General features: G+C 48.6%; 15 protein-coding genes. 10 read left to right on the forward strand and 5 right to left on the reverse strand.

Annotated elements, in window-relative coordinates:
* Positions 1-40 precede the first annotated feature (40 nt).
* The 3 genes from guaA to ABNS04_RS01260 all read left to right on the forward strand — a co-directional run bounded on the left by guaA (position 41) and on the right by ABNS04_RS01260 (position 4,566).
* Positions 41-1,618: a glutamine-hydrolyzing GMP synthase gene (guaA, locus tag ABNS04_RS01250; RefSeq protein ID WP_272977373.1), complete on the forward strand. Its 1,578-nt coding sequence runs from the start codon at positions 41-43 to the stop codon at positions 1,616-1,618.
* A gap of 107 nt (positions 1,619-1,725) precedes the next feature.
* Entirely contained in the window at positions 1,726-4,182 is a 2,457-nt protein-coding gene (locus ABNS04_RS01255; RefSeq protein WP_272977372.1) for an ATP-binding protein, read from the forward strand.
* A 6-nt stretch (positions 4,183-4,188) separates the two neighbouring features.
* Positions 4,189-4,566, forward strand: coding sequence for a response regulator (locus ABNS04_RS01260; RefSeq protein WP_006956907.1), 378 nt, complete (start codon positions 4,189-4,191; stop codon positions 4,564-4,566).
* Between the two features lie 31 nt (positions 4,567-4,597).
* Here ABNS04_RS01260 and ABNS04_RS01265 read toward each other — a convergent pair whose 3' ends face one another.
* Complete coding sequence (locus tag ABNS04_RS01265) at positions 4,598-5,791, reverse strand: endonuclease/exonuclease/phosphatase family protein (protein ID WP_006956906.1); 1,194 nt, start codon at positions 5,789-5,791, stop codon at positions 4,598-4,600.
* Between the two features lie 430 nt (positions 5,792-6,221).
* Between ABNS04_RS01265 and ABNS04_RS01270 the strand changes: the two genes are divergently transcribed.
* The 3 genes from ABNS04_RS01270 to ABNS04_RS01280 all read left to right on the forward strand — a co-directional run bounded on the left by ABNS04_RS01270 (position 6,222) and on the right by ABNS04_RS01280 (position 14,220).
* A complete protein-coding gene (locus tag ABNS04_RS01270; RefSeq protein WP_272977371.1) occupies positions 6,222-9,425 on the forward strand; it encodes a TonB-dependent receptor in 3,204 nt (1,067 codons plus the stop codon).
* A gap of 129 nt (positions 9,426-9,554) precedes the next feature.
* Positions 9,555-12,710: a TonB-dependent receptor gene (locus ABNS04_RS01275; protein ID WP_006956904.1), complete on the forward strand. Its 3,156-nt coding sequence runs from the start codon at positions 9,555-9,557 to the stop codon at positions 12,708-12,710.
* A 118-nt stretch (positions 12,711-12,828) separates the two neighbouring features.
* Complete coding sequence (locus tag ABNS04_RS01280; RefSeq protein ID WP_272977583.1) at positions 12,829-14,220, forward strand: Na+/H+ antiporter NhaC family protein; 1,392 nt, start codon at positions 12,829-12,831, stop codon at positions 14,218-14,220.
* Here the strand turns inward: ABNS04_RS01280 and tadA are convergent.
* Positions 14,179-14,676: a tRNA adenosine(34) deaminase TadA gene (gene tadA / locus ABNS04_RS01285; RefSeq protein ID WP_272977584.1), complete on the reverse strand. Its 498-nt coding sequence runs from the start codon at positions 14,674-14,676 to the stop codon at positions 14,179-14,181. The genes ABNS04_RS01280 and tadA overlap by 42 nt on opposite strands.
* A 115-nt stretch (positions 14,677-14,791) precedes the next feature.
* Here tadA and ABNS04_RS01290 point away from each other — a divergent pair, with 115 nt between their 5' ends.
* Together ABNS04_RS01290 and mltF are read left to right on the forward strand one after the other, a co-directional pair.
* Entirely contained in the window at positions 14,792-16,054 is a 1,263-nt protein-coding gene (locus ABNS04_RS01290; protein WP_050750018.1) for an amidohydrolase, read from the forward strand.
* Positions 16,055-17,428: a membrane-bound lytic murein transglycosylase MltF gene (mltF, locus tag ABNS04_RS01295; RefSeq protein WP_006956900.1), complete on the forward strand. Its 1,374-nt coding sequence runs from the start codon at positions 16,055-16,057 to the stop codon at positions 17,426-17,428.
* A 6-nt stretch (positions 17,429-17,434) separates the two neighbouring features.
* Here the strand turns inward: mltF and rfaH are convergent, their stop codons facing one another.
* Both rfaH and ABNS04_RS01305 read right to left on the reverse strand, forming a co-directional pair.
* Positions 17,435-17,932, reverse strand: a complete 498-nt coding sequence (rfaH, locus tag ABNS04_RS01300) for a transcription/translation regulatory transformer protein RfaH (protein ID WP_006956899.1) — start codon at positions 17,930-17,932, stop codon at positions 17,435-17,437.
* Positions 17,933-18,135: 203 nt separating this feature from the next.
* Positions 18,136-18,279, reverse strand: a complete 144-nt coding sequence (locus ABNS04_RS01305; RefSeq protein WP_272977582.1) for a hypothetical protein — start codon at positions 18,277-18,279, stop codon at positions 18,136-18,138.
* A 146-nt stretch (positions 18,280-18,425) separates the two neighbouring features.
* On the opposite strand from ABNS04_RS01305, the gene purL reads away from it, so the two are divergent.
* Both purL and ABNS04_RS01315 read left to right on the forward strand, forming a co-directional pair.
* A complete protein-coding gene (gene purL / locus ABNS04_RS01310; protein WP_348671166.1) occupies positions 18,426-22,316 on the forward strand; it encodes a phosphoribosylformylglycinamidine synthase in 3,891 nt (1,296 codons plus the stop codon).
* A 133-nt stretch (positions 22,317-22,449) separates the two neighbouring features.
* Positions 22,450-22,953: a hypothetical protein gene (locus tag ABNS04_RS01315; protein ID WP_242603679.1), complete on the forward strand. Its 504-nt coding sequence runs from the start codon at positions 22,450-22,452 to the stop codon at positions 22,951-22,953.
* A 33-nt stretch (positions 22,954-22,986) separates the two neighbouring features.
* Here the strand turns inward: ABNS04_RS01315 and ABNS04_RS01320 are convergent, their stop codons facing one another.
* Positions 22,987-25,908 carry a zinc-dependent metalloprotease family protein gene (locus tag ABNS04_RS01320; protein ID WP_272977580.1) on the reverse strand — a complete coding sequence of 974 codons (2,922 nt, stop codon included), beginning with the start codon at positions 25,906-25,908 and terminating at the stop codon, positions 22,987-22,989.
* Positions 25,909-26,043: the final 135 nt, after the last annotated feature.

Here is a 26,043-nt window from a genome sequence, read left to right on the forward strand (position 1 = left end):
CTCTTTTACTTTTAGTTTTATCTGTTACTGGGACCCAACAATGAGCAGAGATATCCACGACCACCGAATTTTAATTTTAGACTTCGGTTCTCAATATACCCAACTAATTGCGCGCCGTATCCGTGAAATTGGCGTTTACTGTGAGCTGTGGGCATGGGATGTCGACGAGCAAGACATTAAAGACTTCGACCCTAAAGGCATCATCCTTTCAGGTGGACCAGAAAGCGTCACCGAAGCCGGTTCTCCGCGCGCGCCAGACTATGTATTTAAGGCGGGCGTCCCTGTCTTGGGCGTGTGCTATGGCATGCAAACCATGGCGCATCAATTGGGTGGTTCAGTGCAAGGCTCACTCGAACGTGAATTTGGCTATGCCCAAATCGAGCTCGTAACAGAAAGCCCTTTATTTGAAGCGATCGAAGATGCGGTCAGCGAAGACGGCAAGCCATTGTTGGACGTGTGGATGAGCCACGGTGATAAAGTCGAAGCCATTCCTGAGGGTTTCCACACCGTTGCAACCACTTCGTACTGCCCATATGCGGCCATGGCCGATGAATCACGTCGTTTTTATGGTGTCCAGTTCCACCCAGAGGTTACCCACACGCGTCAGGGCATGCGCATGCTCGAGCATTTTGTCAGCGGTATCTGTGGTTGCGAAAAACAATGGACGCCCGCACAGATTATCGAAGACGCGATCGAGCGTATTCGTGAGCAAGTCGGTAGCGATAAAGTGATTTTGGGCTTAAGCGGTGGCGTCGATTCATCGGTAACAGCGATGTTGTTACACCGTGCAATTGGCTCACAGCTCACCTGCGTGTTTGTTGATAATGGCTTATTGCGTTTAAATGAAGCCGATCAAGTCATGGAAATGTTTGGTGACCACTTTGGGTTAAACATTATCCCCGTCGCAGCGGAGCAACGCTTCCTAGACGCGCTGAAAGGCGAAGCGGATCCAGAGAAGAAACGCAAAATTATCGGTAATACCTTTATTGAGATCTTCGACGAGCAAGCGTCTCAGTTGACCGAAGTCGACTGGCTGGCGCAAGGCACCATCTACCCCGATGTCATTGAGTCAGCAGGTTCAAAAACCGGTAAAGCACACGTCATTAAATCGCATCACAACGTAGGTGGCTTGCCCGAGGATATGAAACTCGGTTTAGTTGAACCATTGCGCGAGCTGTTTAAAGACGAAGTACGCAAAATTGGTCTAGAACTCGGTCTGCCTTATAACATGCTTTATCGTCATCCGTTCCCAGGGCCGGGTCTGGGTGTGCGCGTATTGGGCGAGATTAAGAAAGAGTACTGTGACTTATTGCGCCGCGCCGATGCGATCTTTATTGATGAGTTGCACAAAGCCGATTGGTATCACAAAGTAAGCCAAGCATTTGCGGTGTTCTTACCCGTACGCTCGGTCGGTGTTATGGGCGATCAGCGCAAGTATGATTGGGTTGTTTCACTGCGCGCAGTCGAAACTATCGATTTCATGACCGCACGTTGGGCACATTTACCGTACGAATTATTGGAAAAAGTGTCGAATCGTATCATTAACGAAGTCGACGGTATTTCGCGAGTCACCTACGATATTTCGGGCAAACCGCCCGCCACCATAGAGTGGGAATAACACAGTCATCGAAGCCCGCGACTCGCGGGCTTTTTTATGCCATTGCCGAACTAACAAAAAGTCGGCATAGTAGCGCTTATTCGTAGTTACTTGTTAAGCGGTATAAGATGGATCGAAACCGTTCGTTAAGTCAGAGTCTTTGGCAGGCATTTAGGCGCTATGCGCTGCTACCCATGATTATGGTGGAGCTGGCGCTGATAACTATTTATGTAGTGACCAATCAATGGGTAACACAGCAAACCAAACAAGAACTCGTCGAAACGGCTTTATCTGAATCAACGCAAATAGCCAAACGCCAAGCAACGGTCGTGGATGCTCAATTGGCCTCTGTACAGGACCAACTGGCTCTTTATCGTGAATCGATAGCTGCGGTGCTTGATGACCCACGGATCACATGGCAAGGGCATGAAGCGTGGACGCAGGGAGCGAACGGACAGTCCTTTACGCAGGAGGCACTGGGCAAAGATGGGATTGCTGCCTTCTATTCATCGCTGACACCATTGCCTCAACAGAATCTCGACCGTATCGAACAATTACATCTACTAACTCCAGTGATGCGGCAAATGGTCACTGAAGATAGTTGGGTACAGCAGGTCTACTTTAATACACACGATAGCCTTAACGTTATTTATCCGTTTATCGATGTTGGTTCACAATACGCGGCCGACGTAAACATTCCTAAGTTTAATTTTTTCTATCTCGCTGATAAAAAACACAATCCCGAACGCAAGCCTGTTTGGACACCCGTTTACCTCGATCCTGCGGGACAAGGTTGGATGTTATCGGTGATTGCACCGGTCTATAAGGATGATTCTTTGGTAGGAGTCGCGGGCGCCGATGTCACCATCGAAAAGCTCGTTAACTATCTAACTCACACGCGCGTGCCGTGGGACGGCTTTGTGGTACTCGCCAGTCAGTCGGGGAAGATTCTTGCCTTATCGGAACGAGCGCAACAGCGCCTTGATATTACTGTGCCTAAAAGCGTTGCAGTAAAACACGCAAAGCAAGATGAAATCGGTTACCAAAGTGCCGCTTTGTCAGATATTAAAGGCGCTGAACATCTTTTGTCGCTTTGGCAACATGATCATGACAGCTTAGAAGCTATTGCGTTGGGTGGGATGTCTTATATTGCCGCCTGGCACCCTGTCGCAGAAACGGATTGGCAGGTTTTGGTATTAGTGGAAGAGGAAAAGCTACTTGCACGTACCAATAGCATTTACCGGCAAACTGAATTGCTCAGTCTGATCCTGCTTGCAGGACTCGTGATTTTCTACTTACTGTATTTTCAATTTGTAAAAAGTCGCACATATCGCTTCAGCCAGCGATTAAACCGTAATCTGAAAAAGTTATCCGATGCGTTGGCACAAACCGGTCGACAGGAATTCGAACTTACGATTCCCGATCTCGAAGCGCCGGAACTGAATCGGCTCGCTTTACAAATTACGCAAGTCGCTGAGCAATTACGCAGCAACCTATTTAGTTTGCGAAAGAATGAAGCGCGATTAAGATTTGCGCTAGAAAGCAGCGGTGAGTCGCTTATTACACAATCAATAGAACACAATCGAGTCGAAGTCACTGATAACTTCGAAGAGATATCTCAGCGTCCAGAACGAGTGTTTAACCTTGATGAGTATTCGAGCTGGATTCATCCCGACGACCGTGAAAAGGTCAAGGCATTACGACTGCATGCTCAGCGTACTAAACGGCCATTGAGCGCTGACTACCGATTGCAACGAAAGGACGGTAGCTACGTGTGGGTGCAAAGTCGCGGCCAGGTACTCGAAGACGAAGCATCGGGACAAGCGCTGATTATCGGCACCCTGACCGATATTAGTGAGCGTAAGGCAATCGAGCAAAACCTCAGGGCTGCCAAGGATGCTGCTAATGAGGCAAACCGTGCTAAATCAAAGTTGTTGTCGTCGATTACGCATGAAATAAAAACACCATTGACGACCATACTGGGTATTGCAGATATTTTGCGCTTCAAGTTAGCGGATGTCGGGCAGAGAGATTCAATCAGACGTTTAATCAGTGCAGCGGAGCATTTAAATCATTTGGTTGATGATATATTAACGCTGTCGAAGCTAGAGTCTAAGTCACTTACAGTAACGATTGAGCAGGTCGTTCCACAATTTTTGATTGCTGAGACGATCGACTGGTTTAGCGAAACGCTAGAAACGTCAAAAATACAGGTTCAATGCGAACTATTGCCAAACGCTATTGAACTGAAAGCCGATCCGATACGTTTTAAACAAGTACTCACTAACCTGTTGTCTAATGCGATTAAGTACAGTCCTAAACATTCGAAAGTAAAAGTGATTGAAGCCCAAACAGAAGAGGTGTACACAATAACTGTTAAGGACGAAGGTTGGGGGATTCCGCCGTTATATCGCGCTCGTTTATTTGAAGCATTTAATCGATTTGGACGTGAACAAACGTCGGTGGAGGGAACTGGAGTCGGTTTGGCCATTTGTCGTGAGTTGATGCGCCTGATGGGAGGCGAGGTCAGTTATCAACCTCTAGAACAGGGAAGTGCGTTTACTATATCGTTTCCCATGAGGTGATTAGAAATGAAACGTTTAAAGCGTGCACTGGTTATCGATGATAACACCACGAATTTAATGGTGCTAAAAGAGCTCATTGAAATGATCGGTGTGCCACAAGTTATCGCAGAAACGAATCCTGTTTATGCATTGAATATTTTAAAAAAGACGCCCGTTGATTGCGTGTTAATCGATCAGAATATGCCACAGATGTCAGGACTCGAGCTATACAGCGAACTCAAACAGGTGATGCCTAGTATCCCCGCCACCTTCATGGTGAGTGCTATCGATGACTCCGAATTAAGAGAAAAAGCCCGCGCAATAGGAATGGTGGGCTTTATCAGCAAGCCGTTTAGGTATGAAATTATCGAGCGCATGTTGCGCGACTTGGATGAGCGTTTGTAGGCCAAGCCGTTGTGCTTGGCCTATGCCTCGATCACTCAGGTAGTTCGATATCGAGCCAAACGAGACGGTGGTCAGAAGAAGCATCCCGTTTTTTCATCAATTCATAACCTGGTTCACCCTGAACCGGCCAAAAAATCCCCGCGTCTTTCACAATTAAGTCGTCAGAAGGCAGTACATAGTCTACCCGTTTACGCCACGCGGCGGTGTGATATTTAGATCCCTCAATATCCGGTGAGTGATTTGCGCCGCCCTCACTCATTGGCATCACATCGTTGACACGCGGATGTTCTAATAACTGAGTCATAGCACCATCCACGCCGCTCGCACCGGCTTGCGCGTTGAGATCGCCCAGTACTACAAAAGAGCCATTGGCAGCGATACCACCACGCTGACCTTGGTCATCGTAAATGTAGTTATCAGCGCCAGGGGTCAGATAGTCACGCACGAAACGAATTTCGTCGTAGTTCTTCATGCCATTGCGGTTTTCTGGGCCGTCAAACGCTGGCGGGGTTGGATGCTGAGCTAAAACATGTACAACTTTACCACCTATTTGAACCGGGACATCCCAGTGAGACTTTGAGCTCAGCGGGTATTGCGCCATAGCCTCATCGCTGTACCATGGCTCATTCGTTGGCTTGCCTTCTTCATCGTGTACATAAGGGACATGGTGACCCGGCATGTCTTTCCACAAGAAGTGTTGGAAAGTGCGAATTTGTTCTCTCAGTATCGGGTACTTTGATAAGATCACCATACCGTACTGCCCTGGATACCAACCAAAGCCCCAAGCATCATTGCCCCGGCCGGTCGCTTTGCCATCCCGGTTGAGGTCAAACGCAGAAGGGGAACCGGTATTGACAGGTGCGGTGTAAACATAGGGGTACGAAATAGGTTTAAGATTATTTTGCGATTCCCCTAAATAACTGTTTAAAAATACGTCAATCCCTTGTTCTTGGGGGACGTAGTCAAACTCGTTGAGAAGAATAATATCCGGCCGAACGCGCTGGATAATCTCCGCGATGCCACGAATTTGGGCATTGTTTTCCTGCAAAACTCGCGGTAACACCGATGCATGAGTGTTGGGAAGTTCTGAGTTTGGAAGGTGGTTGCTGGAGTCCATACTGACGTTGAAAGTCGCGATACGTACGGAGTCTTGCGCTAAAGAGAAGTTTGAATAAGTCATTATTAAAAGCAACGAGAATACAAAGATACTACGCATAGAATTCATCTGAAAGCCTGCAAAATGGAACGATACGACAACACGGAAGAATAAAGGTTCCCTAAACACTAGGCAAGCGCATAAAAATTGATTAAAATATGTCACATATCTGACACGAAAATGTCGCAGAAGCTTAATGAATTTAAATGTTCTTCACAAAACAGCCCGTTTTAAGCCGCTGCCGTGAAATTTTTCACGCAGTCAGCTTTCCCGTCTTAAACCGACGGTTATACCGTGGTTCATTAAGCGTTGCTAACTCGTTTTTATGTAAAGTAGAACGTCCAGCATCCCATCTCAGTTTTTTCTGCACACCCCTCAGTGTCATCAAGTTGTCATATTCCAGCGTTATAAATGCGCACTCAAAATTTAGCTCATTTGCTAGTGAGCTTGCTGTACCAAAACCATTAGTACGTTTAATTACAACCTCAGGGATAACTCAATGAAATTCAACTCCAAGGTGAGTCGTATTTCTGCTGCCATCGCGTTAGCAGTAGGAATGTCGACGAGTGTCATGGCTCAAGAGACCTCATCGTCAATGCGCGGTGTGATCACAGGCCCACAAGGAAACCCAGTAGCGAACACTAAAGTTATCGTTACCCATGAACCGACAGGGACTGTGAACGAGTTTGTCACTAGCGCTGACGGTACCTTTACTGCGAAAGGTCTGCGTGTAGGTGGTCCTTACACAGTCGTTATCGATTCAGACAAATACCAAGACGCAGAGCTTGATAATCTTTATCTTGCTTTGGGTGATACCTTACGTGTGACAAGCCAACTGAAAAATAACGACATGGAGCGTATTTCAGTATCTGGCTCAGTTATCATGACCGAAAGCGGTGGCGCGAGCAGTAACTTCGGTGAAGAAACCATCGATAACATGCCAAGCCTAAGCCGTGACCTTAAAGACATCGCGCGTATCAACCCATTGGTTTCTATCCGTGGTAATGGCGAAATGTCGATTGCAGGTGGTAACCCACGCTCAAACAGCATTACTGTTGACGGTATCGGCCAGAACGATGACTTCGGTCTAAACTATGGCGGTTACCCAACGGAGCAGCCACCGGTTTCATTGAGCTCAATCGAACAAATCTCAGTTGACGTGGCACCTTTCTCAAGTAAGAAAGGCGATTTCTCTGGCGGTACAATTAACGCAGTCACTAAATCAGGTACTAACGAGTTTGAAGGCGAATTCTTCTACGAATACTCTTCACCTGACATGAAAGGCGATTCAAAGCGCTTAAACCGTATTACCGGTTCTTCTGGTAATGACCAAGGTTTCCGTGAATACGAAACCGTTGACGTTGAGCCGATTCAAAAGACTTCAACCTTTGGTATGGCGCTGAGCGGCCCGATCATCGAAGACACTTTGTTCTTCTTCACCAACTATGAAGAGTGGAACAGTAAACTCGATTATCAATACGGCTTCCAGGGTAGCGGGGCGAGCAACGAATTCTACACGACACGTGAGAACTTCGAAGAGTTCCTAAGTATTTTGGAAAACACTTACGGCGTCCAAGATTCACTGCCAGGCGCGCCAGAAGATAAAGACCGTAAATGGTTAACTAAGTTAAGCTGGAACGTAAACCAAGATCACCGTCTTGATTTAACCTATCAGTGGCAAGATAACTCAGACATGCGTGGTCACTCAAGTGGCGGTAACACTGTCGTACTTAACTCACGTATTTATGATTATCACACGCGCATGAGCAACATCAGCGCACGTCTATACAGTGACTGGTCAGCAAACTTCATCACCGAAATGGGTATCACCTATAAAGATGTTGTGTCTGATTCAATCACCAACGCTGACTTTGGCGCAGTAAAAGTTGAAGAATTCTTCCGCGGTCCTGCGTACGAATTCGGTGCTGACCAATATCGTCACGCGAACAAAGTTGAGAACCAGAACCTGACTTTCAACTTTGATGCGACCTACCTATTAGGTGAGCATGAGCTTGCTTTCGGTGCTGAGTATGAGCGTCTGCGCTTATACAACAAGTTTGTTCCTGAGAGTTTAGGTGCATGGGAATTCGATAGCTTTGATGGATTCCAAAACCGTGAAATCGGTAACTACAACGGTACTTATGACTTCTCGTACCAGAACGCTTATACCGGTAATCCAGAAGACGCTGCGTATGACGCAGTACGTTACACTACAGCGCTGTATGTAGAAGATACTTTCTACCCAACAACTGACCTCGAGTTGACAGCCGGTGTTCGTTACGAGCGTTTGTCATCAGATGACAAGCCAACCTTGAACCAAAACTTTGTTGATACCTACGGTTTCAGTAACCAAGAAAACCTAGACGGTATGGACATCGTATTGCCACGCGTGAGCTTCAAGTACTACTTGAACGACGACGTTACTTTACGTGGTGGTTTAGGTCGTTTCTACGGAGGTGTGCCTAACGTTTGGTACAGTAACCCGTTCACTAAAGACGGTATCACGCTGGTAGCGGCAAACAGCGATTTCATCAACGATTACTTCGCTAACAGCTCAGATCCTGCGGACTTCACACAAGTACCACAAGCGATCCAAGACTCACTGCAGCAAGGCGCAGGTAGCACCAACTACATCGACCCTAACTTTGAATTGCCAAGCGACTGGCGCGCACAGTTAGCAGCTGACTACAGCTTCGATATCCCAATGGTGGGTGACGACTTCCGTGCGACAACATCATTGCTATACATTCGTAAGCAAGATGAAGCCGTATGGTTAAATACAGCGCTTGAACCAACAGGAACCGCGGCTGACGGCGAACGCATCATTTACGATACGATCTACAGCGGTAACCGCTCGGATAATTTCGATATCATGATGACTAACGCTGAAGATCATGGCCGTAGCTACATCTTTACTCAGTCATTGGCGAAGCAGTGGGATAATGGTCTCAACGTGACCATGAGCTATACGCACCAAGACGTCGAAGAGGTTTCTCCAGGATCTTCTTCACAGGCTCAGAGTAACTACCAGCATTATGTAGCTAAATCGCGTAACCAACCGTTCTCGGCTCGTGGCGACTATGAAATTGAGCACAGCTTCAAAGTTACCGTGGGTTACGAAAAAGAATTCTTTGATGGTTACAAAACTAACATCAACTTGTTCTACGAGCGTCGCTCAGGTCGTCCATTTAGCTACACCATGAGCATGTATCAAGATGGCGATTTCGGTGATACGCGCGACTTCTACACGCAGTCAGCTTATCTTGCTTACATCCCTTCTGGTGCAGACGATCCAAATGTCGACTGGGACAACTCAGTCTCTTGGGATGAGTTGAGTGCAGTGCTTGACCGTGCTGGTATCGCTCCAGGCGGATACATCATGGATCGCAACAGCGGTACTCAACCATGGGTCACCAATTTGGACCTAAGCATTAAGCAGCAAATCCCAGGTTTTGCTGAGGGTCATCGTGGTACCTTGTACTTCACCATCGATAACCTTGCAAACCTATTGAATAGTGACTGGGGTGTTGAGAAACGCTTAGGCTATCCACAAGTCGATCTTTATGATTTCGGTGGCTTGTCTGATGATGGTAAATATCAAATCGAACGCTTGTTCAACGGCTATGCTCCGCAGAACTACGACGAATATGATATTGGCGCATCATCATGGTCTGTCAAACTCGGCGTACGCTACGAGTTCTAAGGCTCAGAGCCCCTCAATTTTGTTGAGGGGCTTTTTTTTGATCATGTCACAGAACTGACACGATCACGGATTACACTTCACGGACTGAATTACATAACAACAGTGTTGAACTAACGGGGATGAACACACATGTTTAACTCAACTTTTAAGCGCACCGCTTTGGCCGCTGCCATCGCAATGACTGTATCAGGTGCTGCGCTTGCACAAGACACCTCATCAAGCATTCGAGGCGTCGTAACCGCAGAATCAGGTTCTATCATTAGCGGTGCAACTATTCAGTTGCGTGATGAACGCACTGGCTCAGTTAAAACCTTAACGACCAACGCGCAAGGAACATTTTCATCACGAGGCTTGCCAGTGGGTGGCCCATACACGTTGATGGTTAAAGGTCCTAACGGTCAAAGCCAAGTCATCGAAAACGTTTACCTCACGTTAGGTGACTCAGAAACCGTGAATGTAGTTCTTGAACCTCAAGATATTGAAACAATCAGTGTAACGGGTGCGGCGCCAACTAATGCGTTGTACGGCAGTAATAGCCCAGCGGCAAACTTCAATCTTGCAGACTTGCAAGACGCGCCGGCCGCTAACCGTGACCTAAAAGACGTAGTGCGTATCGACCCACGTATCTACATCAACGAAACGAATGCAGGCGACATCCAGTGTGGTGGTGCAAACCCGCGTTTCAACAGCTTGACTGTTGATGGTGTGCGTATGAACGATAACTTTGGCTTGAATTCAAGCGGTTATCCAACAGAGCGTATGCCTTTCTCTTATGATGCAATCGAACAGGTTGCAGTCGAATTCGCACCGTTCGATGTACAATACGGTGGTTTCACCGCATGTAACATCAACGCTGTCACCAAATCAGGTGACAATGAAATGTTCGGTGGAGTGTTTTTTGATTACACCAACGACTCTTTACAAGGCAGTAAGCTTGAAGGCGACAGCATCAACGTTGGCGCATTCAACGAAAAACGCTACGGCTTTAATGTCGGCGGCGCTATTTTAGAAGACAAACTATTCTTCTTCACCTCTTATGAAAAGCTCGAAGGTTCTGACACCTTTGACCGCGGTCCAGAAGGCACCGGCGTAGCATCACCTGTATTAGGTGTTTCTGCAGCGGACGCGGAGCGTATTCGCCAAATCGCGATCAACAACTACAACTACGATCCCGGCACGTTCCCTGCGAGCTTGCCAGTGGAGGACGAGAAGTTCTTAGCTAAGTTAGATTGGTATATCAATGACGCACACCGTGCATCATTTACCTATAACTACAACGATGGTTTCTCGATTGCTGAATCAGACGGCGACGCAGATGAGCTTGAGTTCTCTAACCACTTCTATGAGCGTGGCTCTAAGTTCACTTCATATGTTGGTGAGTTCTTCTCTGACTGGACAGACAACTTCTCTACTGAAGTACGTGTGGGTTACTCAGAGCTAGACGCACGCGTTAACCCATTAGGCGGCACCGAGTTCGGTGAAGTACAAATCGGCGTTAACGATGCAACCGTCTACTTAGGTGCAGATGACTCGCGTCACGCAAACAAATTGAAGTATGACACGACGTTCTTCAAGTTAAAAGGGACTTACCTTGCCGGTGATCACATCATCTCCGCAGGTATCGAGCAAGAGAAATACGACGTTTATAACTTGTTCGTACAAGAAGCGGAAGGTGAATACCGTTTTGGCTCTATCGACGATTTTGAAGCCGGTACACCAAGCCGTGTAATCTATGAAAGCGCAGCAGGTACGAATAACCCAACGGATGCGGCAGCAGAATTCTCTTACGCTGTAAACACGGCATACGTACAGGACGAGTACTACTACGCGCCAATGGATATTACGTTTACTTATGGATTACGTTATGACTGGTACACTAGCAGCGATAACCCAGTAAACAACCCATTGGTAGAAGACCTTTACGGTTTCTCTAACCAGCAAAACATGGACGGCCAAGACTTGCTGCAACCACGTTTTGGTTTCAACTGGTTTGTGAGCCCACAGTTAGAAGTACGTGGTGGCGTTGGCTTGTACTCAGGCGGTAACCCGAACGTATGGATCTCTAACAACTATTCAAACAACGGTGTTACTCAGTATGAAGCGAACCTATTCGGTGACTTCTTCGCGGGCGGTAACACCTTGTTCAACATTCCTCACACAGGCGAAGGTCGTCCAATCTACGACATTCCACAAAACCTGTTTGACGAAGTCGCTAATGCGAACGGTGAAGGTCCAATCAACACCATGGATCCAAACTTCGAATTGCCAAACGAGTGGAAATACGCGTTGGGTGCAACTTACACGTTCGATAATGACTACGTGTTGTTGGTTGACTTCTTACACACTGAGAAGAAAGACGCAGCCGTTATCTACAACCTCGGCTTAGAGCAAACAGGCACAGCGCCAGATGGTCGTCCTATCTTTAGCGAACTTTCTACCGACGGTCGTGACCAAGGCGACGATTTCTTGTTAACCAATGTTAAAGGTGATTCAGGTTCACAAACGACTGTTTCACTGGCATTGAACAAATCATATGACTTCGGTTTAGACTGGAGCTTTGCATACGCTTACAACCGTGCGAAAGACGTGAACCCAATGACCAGCTCAGTGGCGTTCTCTAACTACACCAACTTAGCAACGGCGAACCCACAGAACCCAGGCGTGTCGACCTCTAACTACGAGATCCCGCACCGCTTCACGTTCCGTGCAACGTACACTTCAGAAATCATGGGTTACGAGAACACTATGACCTTGTTTGCTACGCGCAACGAAGGTCGTCCATACTCGTTCACTATGTCTGACGGTGCATTCGGTGATGTTGCGTACCAAGGTCGTCAACTACTTTACGTACCGACCGGTATCGACGATCCTAACTTTGTCGCCGGCATGGATGGTGACGGTAATCCGTTCGACTCACAAGCGTTCTTCGACTTCATCAACTCACAAGGATTGGGTGAGTACGCGGGTGGTATCGCACCACGTAACGAATTCAACTCTAAGTGGTGGACCAAAGTTGATTTACGTGTTGAACAACAACTGCCAGCATTCAGCAACGACCACGAAGCATCAGCCTTTTTCGTTGTTGAGAACTTAGGTAACTTGTTGAACGACGACTGGGGTGTATTATACGAAGCAAGCTTCCCACGCGCTGTGACGGTCGCTGATGTGAGCATCAACGATCAAGGCCAGTACGTATTTGAAAGTTTCCGTGACCCACGCGTTCAATCACGTGCAGGTGCGCCTTCATTGTGGTCAGTACGTGTAGGCTTCGAATATAAGTTCTAAGTATGTCCTAAGACATCGTCAAAGGCCGCTCATTTGAGCGGCCTTTTTATTTTCATATCTTGCCGCTTACCGCTAATTCCGCTAACCTCGCTCAATCACTTATTAGATAAAAACCACTATGGAACTGAGCTGGACCAGTTTACTACCTTCACTACTTGCCATCATTTTTGCTATCGTTACGCGACGCGTTTTATTGGCGCTTATTGGCGGTATCTTACTCGCTAATATCATTCTGTTTTGGCCCTCGTTTGAAAATATAGCGCAGGGGACTGGGTGGTCCAGTTGGAGCACACTCACCGATAGCAGTAATATGCTGGTCTGGTTCTTTACACTTGGAATCGGTGCTTTGTTCGGTGTGCTGGAAAAGGGCGGTACCTTTAAACAGTTCGTACAAAAGCTTGAGCAACGCCAGTGGGTCGAAAATAAGCGTAGGGCACGAATGATGACCTGGATATTGGGTGTGGTGGTCTTTATCGAGTCCAATGTCACCATTATGATAGCCGGTACGACCTCGCGTCCGCTCTACGACCGCTTGGGTATTTCGCGCGAAAAACTCGCCTACATCGTGGATTCCACCTGTGCCGCTATTTGTATCTTGATTCCGCTGAATGCCTGGGGTGCGTTTAACCTCACATTGATCGCCAAACAAGGCGTTGAAGAACCCTTGTGGGTATTCATTCAGTCTTTAGGCTTTAGCTTTTATGCCATTTTTGCCGTATTACTGGCGTTAGTGGTGGCATGGTTTGACTGGAATATTGGCCCAATGAAAGCGTTCGAGCGCAACGCACAGCCTGACCGCGTATCAAAACATAACTGGGGTGATGAGGGTAAAAGTAAGCCAAGCTATGGCAAAGGCACCGCTGTCGTTTTAACCTCTCTGTTGAGCCTCGTGGTGATGGTACCGGTGATGTTATTAATTACGGGCAACGGCGTGCTGGTTAAAGGCGATGGCACCTTAAGCGTGTTTATTGCTATCTATACAGCGCTGGCGATTGCCATCGTGGGTACAAAATGGGTACGTAAAACGTCGCTACTCACCATCATCAAAGCAGCCTTGCAGGGCGCGTGGAACATTTTGCCACTCGCGATTATTTTATGGTTATCGATTACCTTAGGCGGGTTAACTCGCGATATGGGAACGGGCGAATTTCTAGCATCGATTCTTGATGGCAGTATTCAAGTTTGGATGCTATTGCCGCTGATATTCGTGTTAGCGGCACTGACGGGGTTCTCTATCGGTTCAAGCTGGGGTACCTTTGCCATCATGCTGCCGCTGGCAATCCCTATCGCCATGTCGTTGAATTTGCCGTTGGCTCCTTTTATCGCGGCAGCGATATCGGGTGGTATTTTCGGTGATCATGCGTCGCCGATTTCCGACACCACGATTATTGCCTCCATGGCGTCAGGCACCGAGCATATCGACCACGTTCGTACGCAATTACCTTATGCGTTGCTGGCGGGTGGCGCGTCAGTCGTTGCCTTTGCTATCACCGGTGCTGCTATCGGTTGACGCCTTCTTTCGGCGAGCCCTGAAAAATTGGCGTAGGATATCGCCACAGGGCTCGGCTAACACGCCAGACGTTACCTCAACACGGTGGTTCATTGAGACATGGTTGAGTACTTCAATTGCCGTGCCTGTCGCACCAGTTCGCGGATCGGGAGCACCAAAGACTAGACGTTTAACACGCGCATGAGTGATCAGCCCTGCACACATTGCACAAGGCTCTAAAGTGACGTACAACGTAGAGTCAATCAGACGGTAGTTATCCACGTTTTTTCCGGCAGCGCGGATCGCTTGTGCTTCGGCGTGGGCACTGGGGTCTGATAAGGTAATGACTTGGTTGTAGCCCTCGCCAACGATCATGTCATTAAGTACCAGCACCGCTCCAACCGGCACCTCATCCTCGTCAGCGGCTTTATGCGCCAACTCAAGGGCACGTTGCATGTAGATTTCATCAGTTGTCATGGCAGCGATTTTAGCGCAGACTAAGATGAATGACATCCACATTTTGCGGCCAAACCCTATCGCGGGGAGAACAACAATGAAGCACTGGGCATTTGCACTAACAACGGCAGCGGTGATGAGCGTATGGGCACCTCCAACGTATGCGCAACAGCAGTCACCGGTGATGATTGACAGTACCCTGGAACAAAAAGTGATTGATTGGCGTCGTCATATTCACGCGAACCCGGAGTTGAGTAACCGAGAATACGAAACCGCCAAGATGGTGGCCAACCACTTGCGCGAACTTGGGTTAGAAGTGAAAACCGATATCGCCCACACCGGCGTGGTGGGTTTATTAAAAGGCCGTGGCGACGGCCCCACGGTGGCATTACGCGCAGATATGGATGCCCTACCAGTCACTGAAAAAACCGAACTGCCATTTAAGTCCACGGTTAAGTCAACTTATCGCGGCAAGGAAGTGGGCGTCATGCATGCCTGTGGGCATGACACGCACGTTGCGATGTTAATGGGGGCGGCCGAAAAGCTCGCCAGTATGCGCGATGAGCTTAACGGCAACGTACTGTTTATCTTCCAACCTGCAGAAGAGGGGGCGCCAGAAGGGGAGGAAGGCGGTGCTGAGTTGATGCTCAAACAAGGCCTGTTTAGTGATGTGTTCCCTGACTACCCACCTGAGCGTGTTTTCGGAATTCACGTTTGGGCAGGTTTTCCAACCGGTCATATTGGTTATCGTAAAGGCCCATTAATGGCGTCATCGGATAAATTTGAGATTACCGTCAAAGGCAAACAGACTCATGGCTCGCGTCCGTGGGCTGGGGTTGACCCGATTGTGACGTCAGCGCAGATTATTAATAGCGCGCAAACGATTATCAGCCGTCAAACCGATATTACAAAAGCACCGGCAGTCCTCTCATTCGGTATAGTCGAGGGCGGTGTGCGAAACAATATTATTCCCGATGATGTCACCCTGATCGGCACCATAAGAAATTTTGATATGGATATCCGTTCGGATATCCATAATCGTCTGACGCATACAGCGGAAACCATTGCCGAGGCAAATGGCGCTGAAGCGGACGTTAAAATCGATCTAGGTTACCCTGTCACGGTTAATAACCCTGACCTTGTTGAGGAAATGCTGCCTATTACGCGCGAGATCGCTGGCGCAGACAACGTTAAAGAAGTGCCATTGGTCACAGGCGCTGAAGATTTCTCTTATTATGCGTTAGAAGTACCCGGCATGTTTGTGTTTTTGGGTGTAACACCCGAGGGGCGTGATATGGCGTCAGAGCCGAGTAATCACTCGCCGTATTTTTACGCTGATGAGAAGGCGCTTAAAACGGGTGTAAACCTCTACGTAAACTGGACTTTAGAGTCATTGTAGATGCAGTTAAATGCGGTAAAGTGGTGTTATGGGGTGCTCTTAGCAACTTTTCTAATAGGGTTGCAAGGTTGTACACCCCAACCGACACCCAATCAGCTAGACATAGTGAAAGAACGGCAAGTGATCCGTGTCGGGACACTGATGAATCCGACGAGTTTTTTCTATGACCATGAGCGCGAGCAAGGCTTTGAGTATGAGTTAGCGCAGCGTTTCGCGAACCGTATGGGTGTCGAACTGCAGATAGTACCTCGCTTTGATGTCGCCGATCTTTTTACGCTATTGCAACGGGGAGAAATTGATATCGTTGCTGCGGGGCTCGATGAAACCGCCCAGCGGCGCGCTTTATTTCGATTTGGTCCTCCTTACGATGAGATAAGCCACAAGCTTATTTTTAAACAGGGGTCCAGGCAACGACCTAGAGACTGGGCACAAGTCGATGATGGTGAAGTTGTCGTCGTGACGGGTAGCTCACATGAAGAGTTTTTACGTTCAATTGAGGATGAATTCCCCAAGTTAAAATGGCGTTCAACCAGCGAACATGATGCTGTTGAGTTAATGCGAATGGTCGATCGCGAAGAAATCGACTATACCATTGCAGATAGCAATCAATTGGAAATCCAACGGCGAGCTCACCCGGGGCTCAGTGTTGCTTTTACAGCCCAACGTGAGTTGGCAGTCGCGTGGGCAATGAAAGATATGCCGGATGACTCTTTGTATGCGGCGGTTATCGAATATTTTGGCGAAGTTCGAGAAAGTGGTCGCTTAGCTTACATCAAAGAAAAGCACTTCGGTCACGTCAAACAGTTTAACTATGTCACGACGCGGTTGTTTATTGATGCGGTCGAGCAACAACTTCCTAAATATATTAATTTATTTAAACAACACTCGGGCAAGCTTGATTGGCGTCTACTTGCCGCTATTTCATATCAGGAGTCATTATGGAATCCTCGCGCCGTATCACCGACGGGCGTTCGCGGTATGATGATGTTGACTCTACCAACAGCTAAAGCGATGGGCGTACAGAGTCGTTTGAATGCCGAGCAGAGTATCCGTGGTGGCGCGCGCTACTTTGAACGTATGCTGCAACGTATCCCCGCTCGTATCCCCGAGCCCGATCGCACGTGGTTCGCCTTAGCTGCCTATAATATTGGTTTTGGGCATTTAGAGGATGCGCGTGTATTAACACAGCGGCAAGGGGGCAACCCCGATCGTTGGCTGGATGTGAAGAAGCGGTTGCCACTGTTGCGTCAAAAGCAGTTTTATCGTCAAACTAAATTTGGGTTTGCACGCGGTGATGAACCCGTCACCTATGTCGGTAACATTAGGCGTTTCTATGACACGCTCAAGTGGTTAGATAAGCAAGGACGATTGTGAATGGGTTCACTGAATTTGCAGTTCGCTATACGACATGGACGCTTTAACCTCTTTTTGCATCCACTCTAGCAGCACAAAGCAACGAGACTCTCCATCAAGCGCAACGACTTTCGCAAGAAAACCCTTGAACGGTCCTTCGGTAATCTCGACCTGGTCACCCACTTCGGGGGCTTGAGTTTCCGCTGAGGCCTCCATGCCCCGTATTGAGTCTATCCATGACTGCGGAAGCTTTGGTATTCGATCGCCAAAACGTACGACCGAATGAACGCCATAAGTGCTTCGCAATTTGTAAAACTGCGTCGCTAATTCATCAGATTGTACAAAAATGTACCCAGGAAACATGGGTTCGGTGCGAACAGTACGCTTCCCGCGCAATATACGTTCGACAGCAAGCTTGGGTCCAAAGCTGTTGAACCCTTGACGAGCTAGGTTTTCTAAAGCGCGGTCTTCCTGACGCGGCTTTGTCTTTAGAACATACCAGCCATCGTTTGCCATTGAATCCATACGCAAAACCCTATGTGTTTCATCTGACCAAAAAAGTCTATCGCTACTACAAGCAAATTTACAAAACTTTAAAGATTATATTAGTTAACGTAAAAAGTTGACGTCAAAAATCGTGAAAAATGCATCTAGAATATAGCATTGATTCTAAAAGGCTCATATTGAATCCATCAAGCCACTACGATAATGCTAATGCTCTTGAGACATTAACGCTCGATTTTAGGTGTGCCTTCTTTTTTGACTAAACGAAACCACTTTTCTCTGCGCTCAATAATTCGTTTACGACGAGCGCGGACAACAGCACGGCGGCGAGCATCATTGGCGGTCTTATTAATTCGGCGTTGTAACATACAAGACTCCTTTGCAGGTGGAACTTGATCCTAGCAGATCACTTCCTAAGCTGTCACTTAAAAAGCCAAAGTCAAACATGGCAGGCAGAGGGATTTTTCGATATAATCGCCGCGCAAATTTTACACAAGCGTTGGAGACTGTTGTCGTGGAAATCTTTCGTGGTTCACCTGCCTTATCGGCGTTCAAAATTACAAAAAAGCTTGAACAACTCAAACATGCGGGGATCCCCATAAAGAGTTTATATGCGGAGTATCAGCACTTTATTCACCTTCGCAACACACTCTCCGACGCGCATCACGACATTCTCAAGCAACTGCTAACCTACGGCCCCACCGCTCAACAACAATCACCCAGCGAATCCAGTACGCTTATTTTGGTCGTCCCACGCCTTGGCACTATTTCGCCTTGGGCATCAAAAGCAACCAACATTGCCCATAACTGCGACATTAAAGAAGTCCATCGTATTGAACGCGGCGTTGCGTATTATCTAGACGGTGACTTATCCGCCGAGGAGCAAAAACAAGCTGCACTCCTTTTGCATGATCGCATGACTGAGAGCGTGCTGTATCACATGAGTGATGCAGAAAAGCTGTTTCAACAAGCCGAGCCAGCCCCATTATCCAACGTCGATATTCTTGCCGAGGGCCGCTCAGCGCTAGAAGACGCCAACGTATCGCTCGGTCTAGCGCTTGCTGATGACGAAATCGATTATCTATTAGAAAACTTCAAAAAGTTAGGGCGTAATCCAAACGATATCGAGCTGTACATGTTTGCGCAGGCAAACTCTGAACACTGTCGTCACAAAATCTTCAACGCGGATTGGACCATTGATGGCGAGGCACAGCCTAAATCGCTCTTCAAAATGATCAAAAACACCTTTGAGGTCACGCCAGACTATGTGTTGTCGGCATACAAAGACAACGCCGCGGTGATGGAAGGACATGAAGCAGGGCGCTTTTATCCAGCGCCTGAATCGACCTCCTACAGTTATAATCACGAACCGATTCATATCTTAATGAAGGTCGAGACCCACAATCACCCGACAGCGATTGCTCCTTACGCCGGTGCCGCAACGGGATCAGGGGGTGAAATCCGTGATGAAGGCGCCACCGGTATCGGCTCAAAGCCCAAAGCAGGTTTGGTTGGCTTTAGCGTATCTAACTTAAACATTCCTGGCTTCAAACAACCGTGGGAAGAAAACTACGGCAAGCCTGCGCGTATCGTGAGCGCACTCGATATCATGCTCGAAGGTCCGCTCGGTGGTGCCGCATTTAACAATGAGTTTGGTCGCCCAGCGCTAACCGGTTACTTCCGTACTTATGAGCAAACCGTGAATAGTCATAATGGTCGTGAGGTGCGCGGTTATCATAAACCCATTATGATTGCCGGTGGTTTGGGTAATATCCGCGAGGCCCACGTACAAAAAGACGACATCCCCGTGGGTGCCAAACTGGTGGTACTGGGTGGTCCTGCGATGAACATCGGTCTGGGGGGCGGCGCTGCGTCGTCAATGGCATCGGGCGAGTCAGCAGAAGACCTTGATTTTGCTTCCGTTCAGCGCGACAACCCAGAAATGGAGCGGCGTTGCCAAGAGGTCATCGATCGCTGTTGGCAGCTCGGTTCAGATAACCCCATTGCCTTTATTCACGACGTAGGCGCGGGTGGTTTATCCAATGCCATGCCAGAGCTCGTCAGCGACGGGGGGCGGGGCGGCCGCTTCGAACTACGTGACATACCCAACGACGAACCCGGTATGACACCGCTGGAAATCTGGTGTAACGAATCACAAGAGCGCTACGTGATTGCCATCGCTCCAGAAAACATGGCGCGTTTCGAGCAAATTTGTGAGCGCGAGCGTGCCGAGTACGCCGTAATTGGTGAAGCGACCGAAGAACTCACCATCTTATTAAATGATGCGAAATTCAATAACCAGCCGATTGATCTACCGCTCGACGTGCTACTCGGTAAGCCACCCAAAATGCACCGTGATGTCAAACGTCAACAAGCGGCTGGCGAAGCGCTTAAACTCAACAGCATCGATGCCAACGAAGCTGCAGAACGCTTGATGCGCTTACCAAGCATCGCCGAGAAGACGTTCTTAATTACTATTGGTGACCGCTCGGTCACCGGCTTGGTCGCGCGCGATCAAATGGTCGGTCCGTGGCAGGTACCGGTCGCCGATGTGGCGGTCACCGCCGCCTCGTACGACACCTATCATGGTGAAGCCATGGCGATGGGCGAGCGCACGCCATTAGCCTTGCTAAACTATGGCGCTTCTGCGCGCATGGCAGTGGCTGAGGCTTTGACTAACCTTGCCGCTGCTGATGTCGGTGAATTAAAACGCGTTAAATTGTCCGCAAACTGGATGGCCGCCGCCGGTCACCCCGGTGAGGATGCTGGCTTATACGAGGCGGTAAAAGCCATCGGTGAAGAACTATGCCCTGCATTGGAAATCACCATTCCGGTAGGTAAAGACTCCATGTCGATGAAAACCCAGTGGCAAGAGGAAGGCGAAGACAAAGCCGTAACCGCACCACTGTCATTGGTGATTACCGCCTTTGCACGGGTCAACGATGTACGTAACACCGTGACACCGCAACTGCGTCTGGATAAAGGTGATACCCACCTGATTGCTATCGATTTAGGTCAAGGTAAGAACCGGTTAGGTGGTTCAGCGTTGGCACAAGTGTACAAGCAACTGGGTGAACAAACCCCCGACTTAGACGACGCAGCGCAGTTCAAAGCATTTTTCGAAACACTGCAACAGCTGATAGCCGAAGGGCGTATTCTTGCGTATCACGACCGCTCCGATGGCGGTTTAATGACGACCTTGGCTGAGATGGCGTTTGCCGGTCACTGTGGTGTCCAAGCCGACTTGAGCGATTTGGGTGATGAAGCCTTAGCGGCACTGTTCAGCGAGGAGCTCGGTGCGGTCATACAAGTGACGGCCGATCAGCGTGAACACGTACTCTCTGCATTCCAAAAAGCAGGGCTTGAGAACGCGGTCCATATCATTGGTCAGCCCACCGAGCGAGACGAGATTAAACTGACCTTTAATGGTGACACCGTTATTGATTCATCGCGCACGCATTACCGTACGTTGTGGGCCGAAACCACGCATCAAATGCAGCGGTTACGTGATAACCCAGTCTGCGCCGATGAGGAGTTTCAGCTGAAACAACGGGTAGACGACCCAGGCTTGCAAGCCGATTTAAGCTTTGATGTGCATGAAGATATCGCAGCCCCCTACATTGCTAAAGGCAGCGCACCGAAAGTGGCTATCTTGCGTGAGCAAGGTGTGAACTCGCATTACGAAATGGCCGCCGCCTTTGACCGTGCAGGTTTTGAAGCCGTCGATGTGCACATGAGTGATATTTTAACAGGGCGTGTCACCCTTGATGAGATGCAAGCACTCGCTGCCTGCGGTGGCTTCTCATACGGCGATGTACTGGGTGCCGGTGAAGGTTGGGCCAAATCCATCTTATTTAATCAACGCGCTCGTGATCAGTTCGAAGCGTTCTTTAACCGCGACAATACGTTAGCATTAGGCGTGTGTAACGGTTGTCAGATGCTTTCAACACTGAAAAGCCTGATTCCGGGTACTGAACATTGGCCGCGTTTTGTCACCAACCGCAGCGAACGGTTTGAAGCGCGCTTTAGCTTGGTCGAAGTACAAGCGACCAATTCGGCGTTCTTTGACGGTATGCAAGGCTCGAAAATGCCGATTGCCGTATCACATGGTGAAGGGCGTGCCGAATTTGCCGCAGCCGATCAACAAGCACAACTTGAGCAGGCGGGTCAGGTAGCATTACGCTATATCGACAACTGGGGCGACGTGGCAGAGCAGTACCCTGCCAATCCTAACGGCTCGCCTAATGGCATAACCGCGGTCAGCAGTCGCGATGGCCGCGTGACGGCTATGATGCCGCACCCCGAGCGTGTATTCCGCACTGTCGCGAACAGCTGGCATCCCGATGAGTGGGGTGAGGATAGCCCATGGATGCGCATGTTCCGTAACGCACGTACGCGTTTCTAACAAGCGGGTGAATAAAAAAAGAGCAAGCCATTGAGCTTGCTCTTTTTTTGCCTTTTCAAAACATTTACGACTGCGAGCCTAGCCAAATATCTGAGGAACCGCATAATAGAATTAAGACTCAACAGGAGGCAGTATGATGAAACGTATTATAGCACTCACAGGTATCTTAGCCGCATCCGTTGCGCTCACTGCACACGCAGAAGACCGTAACTATGTCAGCGGTGGTTACAACGATTTTGGTGATTCAGACTTTTATATTAAAGCATCACGTCAAATCGATTCACATTGGGTGATTGAAGGTGAGGCGTTTGATATTGGTGATTTTGGTACGCGTTTAGGCGGCCAATATTTGTTGAGCAACAGCCCGTTGTTCTTGAAAGGCGGCATGAGCCATTACGATTTTGGTAATACCGATGACACGGGTGGCTACGTGGGTATCGGTACTGAAATCGGCTTAAGCACGCAAGCAACAGCTATGTTTGATGCAACCTACGACTCAGCACTAGACGGTTATGCGTCAGTGGGCGCCAAAGTGCGTTACAACTTCGATCAGCGTTTCGCTGCCGATATCGGTTTCCGTGGCAATTTCGACGATATCGACAACGAATTCCGCGTGGGAATCACCTACAAATTCTAAGGTTTCCACTCCGAGCAAGGTGGTTTGCGGGGCTTAACGGCCCCGCTTTTTTATCCAACCTTGCTTGACTCCACCCAAGCCTGCCAGTAACAGCAGCATCAACCAACCTGTACTACCACCACTACTGCCGCCATCTGAACTACCACCCGTTGTGGTCGTTGGTGCCGCCGCAACATCGATAGTTTCCTCTAAGGTATCCGTATTACCGGCAGTATCAGTGACGGTGACCGACACGGTATAAGTGCCTTGCTCACTAAAGCTTAAGCGCGCAGAGGTCAGATCCTCATTACTAATAGTGACGGAGCTATCACTAACGGCCCATTCCGTTGTATCGATCGTTAAGGTACCCGAGGTTGTAATCGTTGCAGTCGTTGCACCGCCGGCGCGAACGTTTGAAGGCGAGAAGCTCATCGCATCGACAGCAATCGGTTCAATCGCCTCAATGGAGACACTCAGGGTGTCCATAACGGAATTGCCGTTGCCGTCGTTAATAGTCGCCACAAAGTCATATATACCTGGCGCTTGGCCCGGAATATCAAACTCAAACACGTTGCCATTGCTACGCGCTGGCTCAAACACCACGTTGTCGCGGCCTGGTAAGCGTTGCTCAACGGTCAGGGTATCGTAGAACGAAGTATCGCTCGGCTCATTCAGCGTGACGGTCAAAGTAAACGGCTCATCCTCGAGAATGGTGTCGCTACTTGCGGTAAAGCTTAAAATCGCAGGCTGGTTGTTACTATACGCACGAATCGGAATCGTCACATCGGGTGCACCTTGAACACCTAAGTCAGCAACAATAGTTACTGTACCTGTATCGGCGATACGAGTTGCATCACCTTCAACGCTGAGAGTAATGACGTCACCTTGTGATGTGGTGGTGCGGTTGGTTTGAGTCACCGTTAGGTTATCAATGCTGACATCACCGCCGATAGAATAGGTTGGCGTAATATCCGTAGGTACATTGACTAACTCAGCAGATAGGCTAACCGCTTCGTCCGATACAATCTCATAGCCTTGTGTTAGGTAACCTGTGACGGGGGTGTCGTTGCTCGTAGGACCTTCCCACCAAATCATGCTCGATACGCTGTATTCAGAGAAGTTAGTGTTTACTAAGCGCAGTGGCATCTGAAACACATTACGTTGGTCGGTATCCGCCAATTCAGCCGCAATCGCTGCCTGGGAACGCTTCGGCGTAATAGTCAGCGTCCGCTCAGCACCGCTCCCCGATACCGAGAAGTCAAACCACTCACGCGCTTGGGCGATGCCTTCACTGATACTCGGGCGACCCATGGATTCGTCAAAGTAAGTCGCGAGCTCGATATTTGCGTTAAGAATACTGTCGTCGCTTAATAGTACGGTAAACGATTGTGTCTGTTCGACGCCTGCAAAGAGTACGTTATCGTTGGTAAAAATAAATTCGTTACTTGAACCGTTAGATAACACCGAGGCAGAAAACTCGCCCATCAATTGATAGCCATTATTGGTTGAGGGCGCTAACACACAGAGGCCTAGATTACCCGGTTGAATGGTGCCGGTAAGTGTTGATTCACTTATGACTTGGCCATTGTCAATTTGCTGCTGAGTAAAGTAGCGGTTGCTGTAACAGTTGCGGTTTAACACAACATAGTCACCGTTTGACTGGGATGGCAAATGTAATTGGAGGGCTGAACCATCAACGCTCAGCCCAATATTACGATAATCGTCCCACTGTTGAAACCGGCGCGTCCATGGGGTCGTTAATGTCGTGGCGTGAGCTGCATTGGCTGCATCAACGTTAGCATCTGATTTGCCGGCGGGTGTACCGTTAACATCTAGGTCGGGGCTCGAGTATAGCGCTTCGCGGTTACAAGTTCCGTTAGGGGCAATATCTCGACAGCTCGAACCGTAGGCCATGATGGTGTAAAACTCTCCTTCGGGATCAACATAGCCATAAGGTATATGATTGTCGATTTGAGTCCCGGCGCCCTGCTCATTATTATCGAGCGTGTAGCGATCATGGAGGAGACCGATATTATGACCTAACTCATGAGGGAACGTGCCCGAACCTAGGCATTGGTATGTTGTAAATGCCACATGGAAGTCAGGCGATACACCAAAAAACGTATTATCGGCGGCAATGTCGGTAGCAACATAGGCTTGACCACAGACCGCATCACTGACGCCAATATAATGAATAACGTCTGCATTGTATTGATCGCGAAGCCGCTTTGCTGCGCCGCTATTGACCAACTGATCGAGTATGTCTTCGGAAGCCGCACCGACAAAGTCATCGCGAGTCGCAGGCAAGACGATAGGGTGGGCGCCGACAATACGGTGACTTAAACTGAGTTCAGATTGTTCAAAAACGAAGTTTGTAACGGCATCCGCATATTCGATGTCAGCATCAAATGCCGCATTGTTATCTGCCATATAAGCAGGTAAGCGAGGATCAAACAAAATAAGTGTGTCGATACTACTGTCGGATGGCGCTTCAGTACTGATAGCCGTCGGTTGAAGACGTTCATCCGAGGCGGCGCTCTGCCAATTAATCGTATCGAGGGCGCGCTGTTGAGCAGTGTTTGTCGGCATGCGCAGTGGTTCTGGATACCCCTGATTCAGTATTTCTCGGTGCGTGCCCTTAGCCGACTGGTATACCTTTATCCAAGTCCCGGCATCATTTTGCACCGTGTAAAGGGTTTGTTCGGCAGTGTGGTACAACGTACCTGCAAAAGGGATAAGCCTTCCATCACGTGTGTGTTTACTCAGTACATAAAAGCCTCGTTGAGGATGACTTCCTTCAGCAACAACGAGTCGTCCAGTCAGATCGGGCGAATCTAACGGCAGTGTACTGCCAATCGATAGTTGTTGCTGAGCAAGACGCGTATGAAGGGAGGGAGACGCGTGTTCTTGAGCGCCCACTGTCGAGTAATATAATACGCTTGAAAGCGCGAAAGAAATCGCCAATAATAGTTTCATAAAGTCAACTCAAAACGTTTACATTATGTTAGTTTCGCTCAAATATGACTTATGATCAATGTTGTGAAAAAAACGTGTAAGCTCTGTAAAATAATTTGCAAACCAAACTAAAACTGCTAACGTATAAAGTAATCG

Source organism: uncultured Idiomarina sp. (assembly GCF_964010655.1).
GTDB lineage: Bacteria > Pseudomonadota > Gammaproteobacteria > Enterobacterales > Alteromonadaceae > Idiomarina > Idiomarina baltica.

Excerpts from the sequence above, each read along its gene's own strand:
- ABNS04_RS01290 (WP_050750018.1), top strand. The coding sequence starts at position 14,792 with ATGAGCGTATGGGCACCTCCAACGTATGCGCAACAGCAGTCACCGGTG.
- rfaH (WP_006956899.1), bottom strand. The coding sequence starts at position 17,932 with ATGGATTCAATGGCAAACGATGGCTGGTATGTTCTAAAGACAAAGCCG.
- guaA (WP_272977373.1), top strand. The coding sequence starts at position 41 with ATGAGCAGAGATATCCACGACCACCGAATTTTAATTTTAGACTTCGGT.
- ABNS04_RS01265 (WP_006956906.1), bottom strand. The coding sequence starts at position 5,791 with ATGAATTCTATGCGTAGTATCTTTGTATTCTCGTTGCTTTTAATAATG.
- mltF (WP_006956900.1), top strand. The coding sequence starts at position 16,055 with ATGCAGTTAAATGCGGTAAAGTGGTGTTATGGGGTGCTCTTAGCAACT.
- ABNS04_RS01320 (WP_272977580.1), bottom strand. The coding sequence starts at position 25,908 with ATGAAACTATTATTGGCGATTTCTTTCGCGCTTTCAAGCGTATTATAT.
- ABNS04_RS01275 (WP_006956904.1), top strand. The coding sequence starts at position 9,555 with ATGTTTAACTCAACTTTTAAGCGCACCGCTTTGGCCGCTGCCATCGCA.
- ABNS04_RS01305 (WP_272977582.1), bottom strand. The coding sequence starts at position 18,279 with ATGTTACAACGCCGAATTAATAAGACCGCCAATGATGCTCGCCGCCGT.
- ABNS04_RS01255 (WP_272977372.1), top strand. The coding sequence starts at position 1,726 with ATGGATCGAAACCGTTCGTTAAGTCAGAGTCTTTGGCAGGCATTTAGG.
- ABNS04_RS01280 (WP_272977583.1), top strand. The coding sequence starts at position 12,829 with ATGGAACTGAGCTGGACCAGTTTACTACCTTCACTACTTGCCATCATT.
- ABNS04_RS01270 (WP_272977371.1), top strand. The coding sequence starts at position 6,222 with ATGAAATTCAACTCCAAGGTGAGTCGTATTTCTGCTGCCATCGCGTTA.
- ABNS04_RS01315 (WP_242603679.1), top strand. The coding sequence starts at position 22,450 with ATGATGAAACGTATTATAGCACTCACAGGTATCTTAGCCGCATCCGTT.
- ABNS04_RS01260 (WP_006956907.1), top strand. The coding sequence starts at position 4,189 with ATGAAACGTTTAAAGCGTGCACTGGTTATCGATGATAACACCACGAAT.
- tadA (WP_272977584.1), bottom strand. The coding sequence starts at position 14,676 with ATGACAACTGATGAAATCTACATGCAACGTGCCCTTGAGTTGGCGCAT.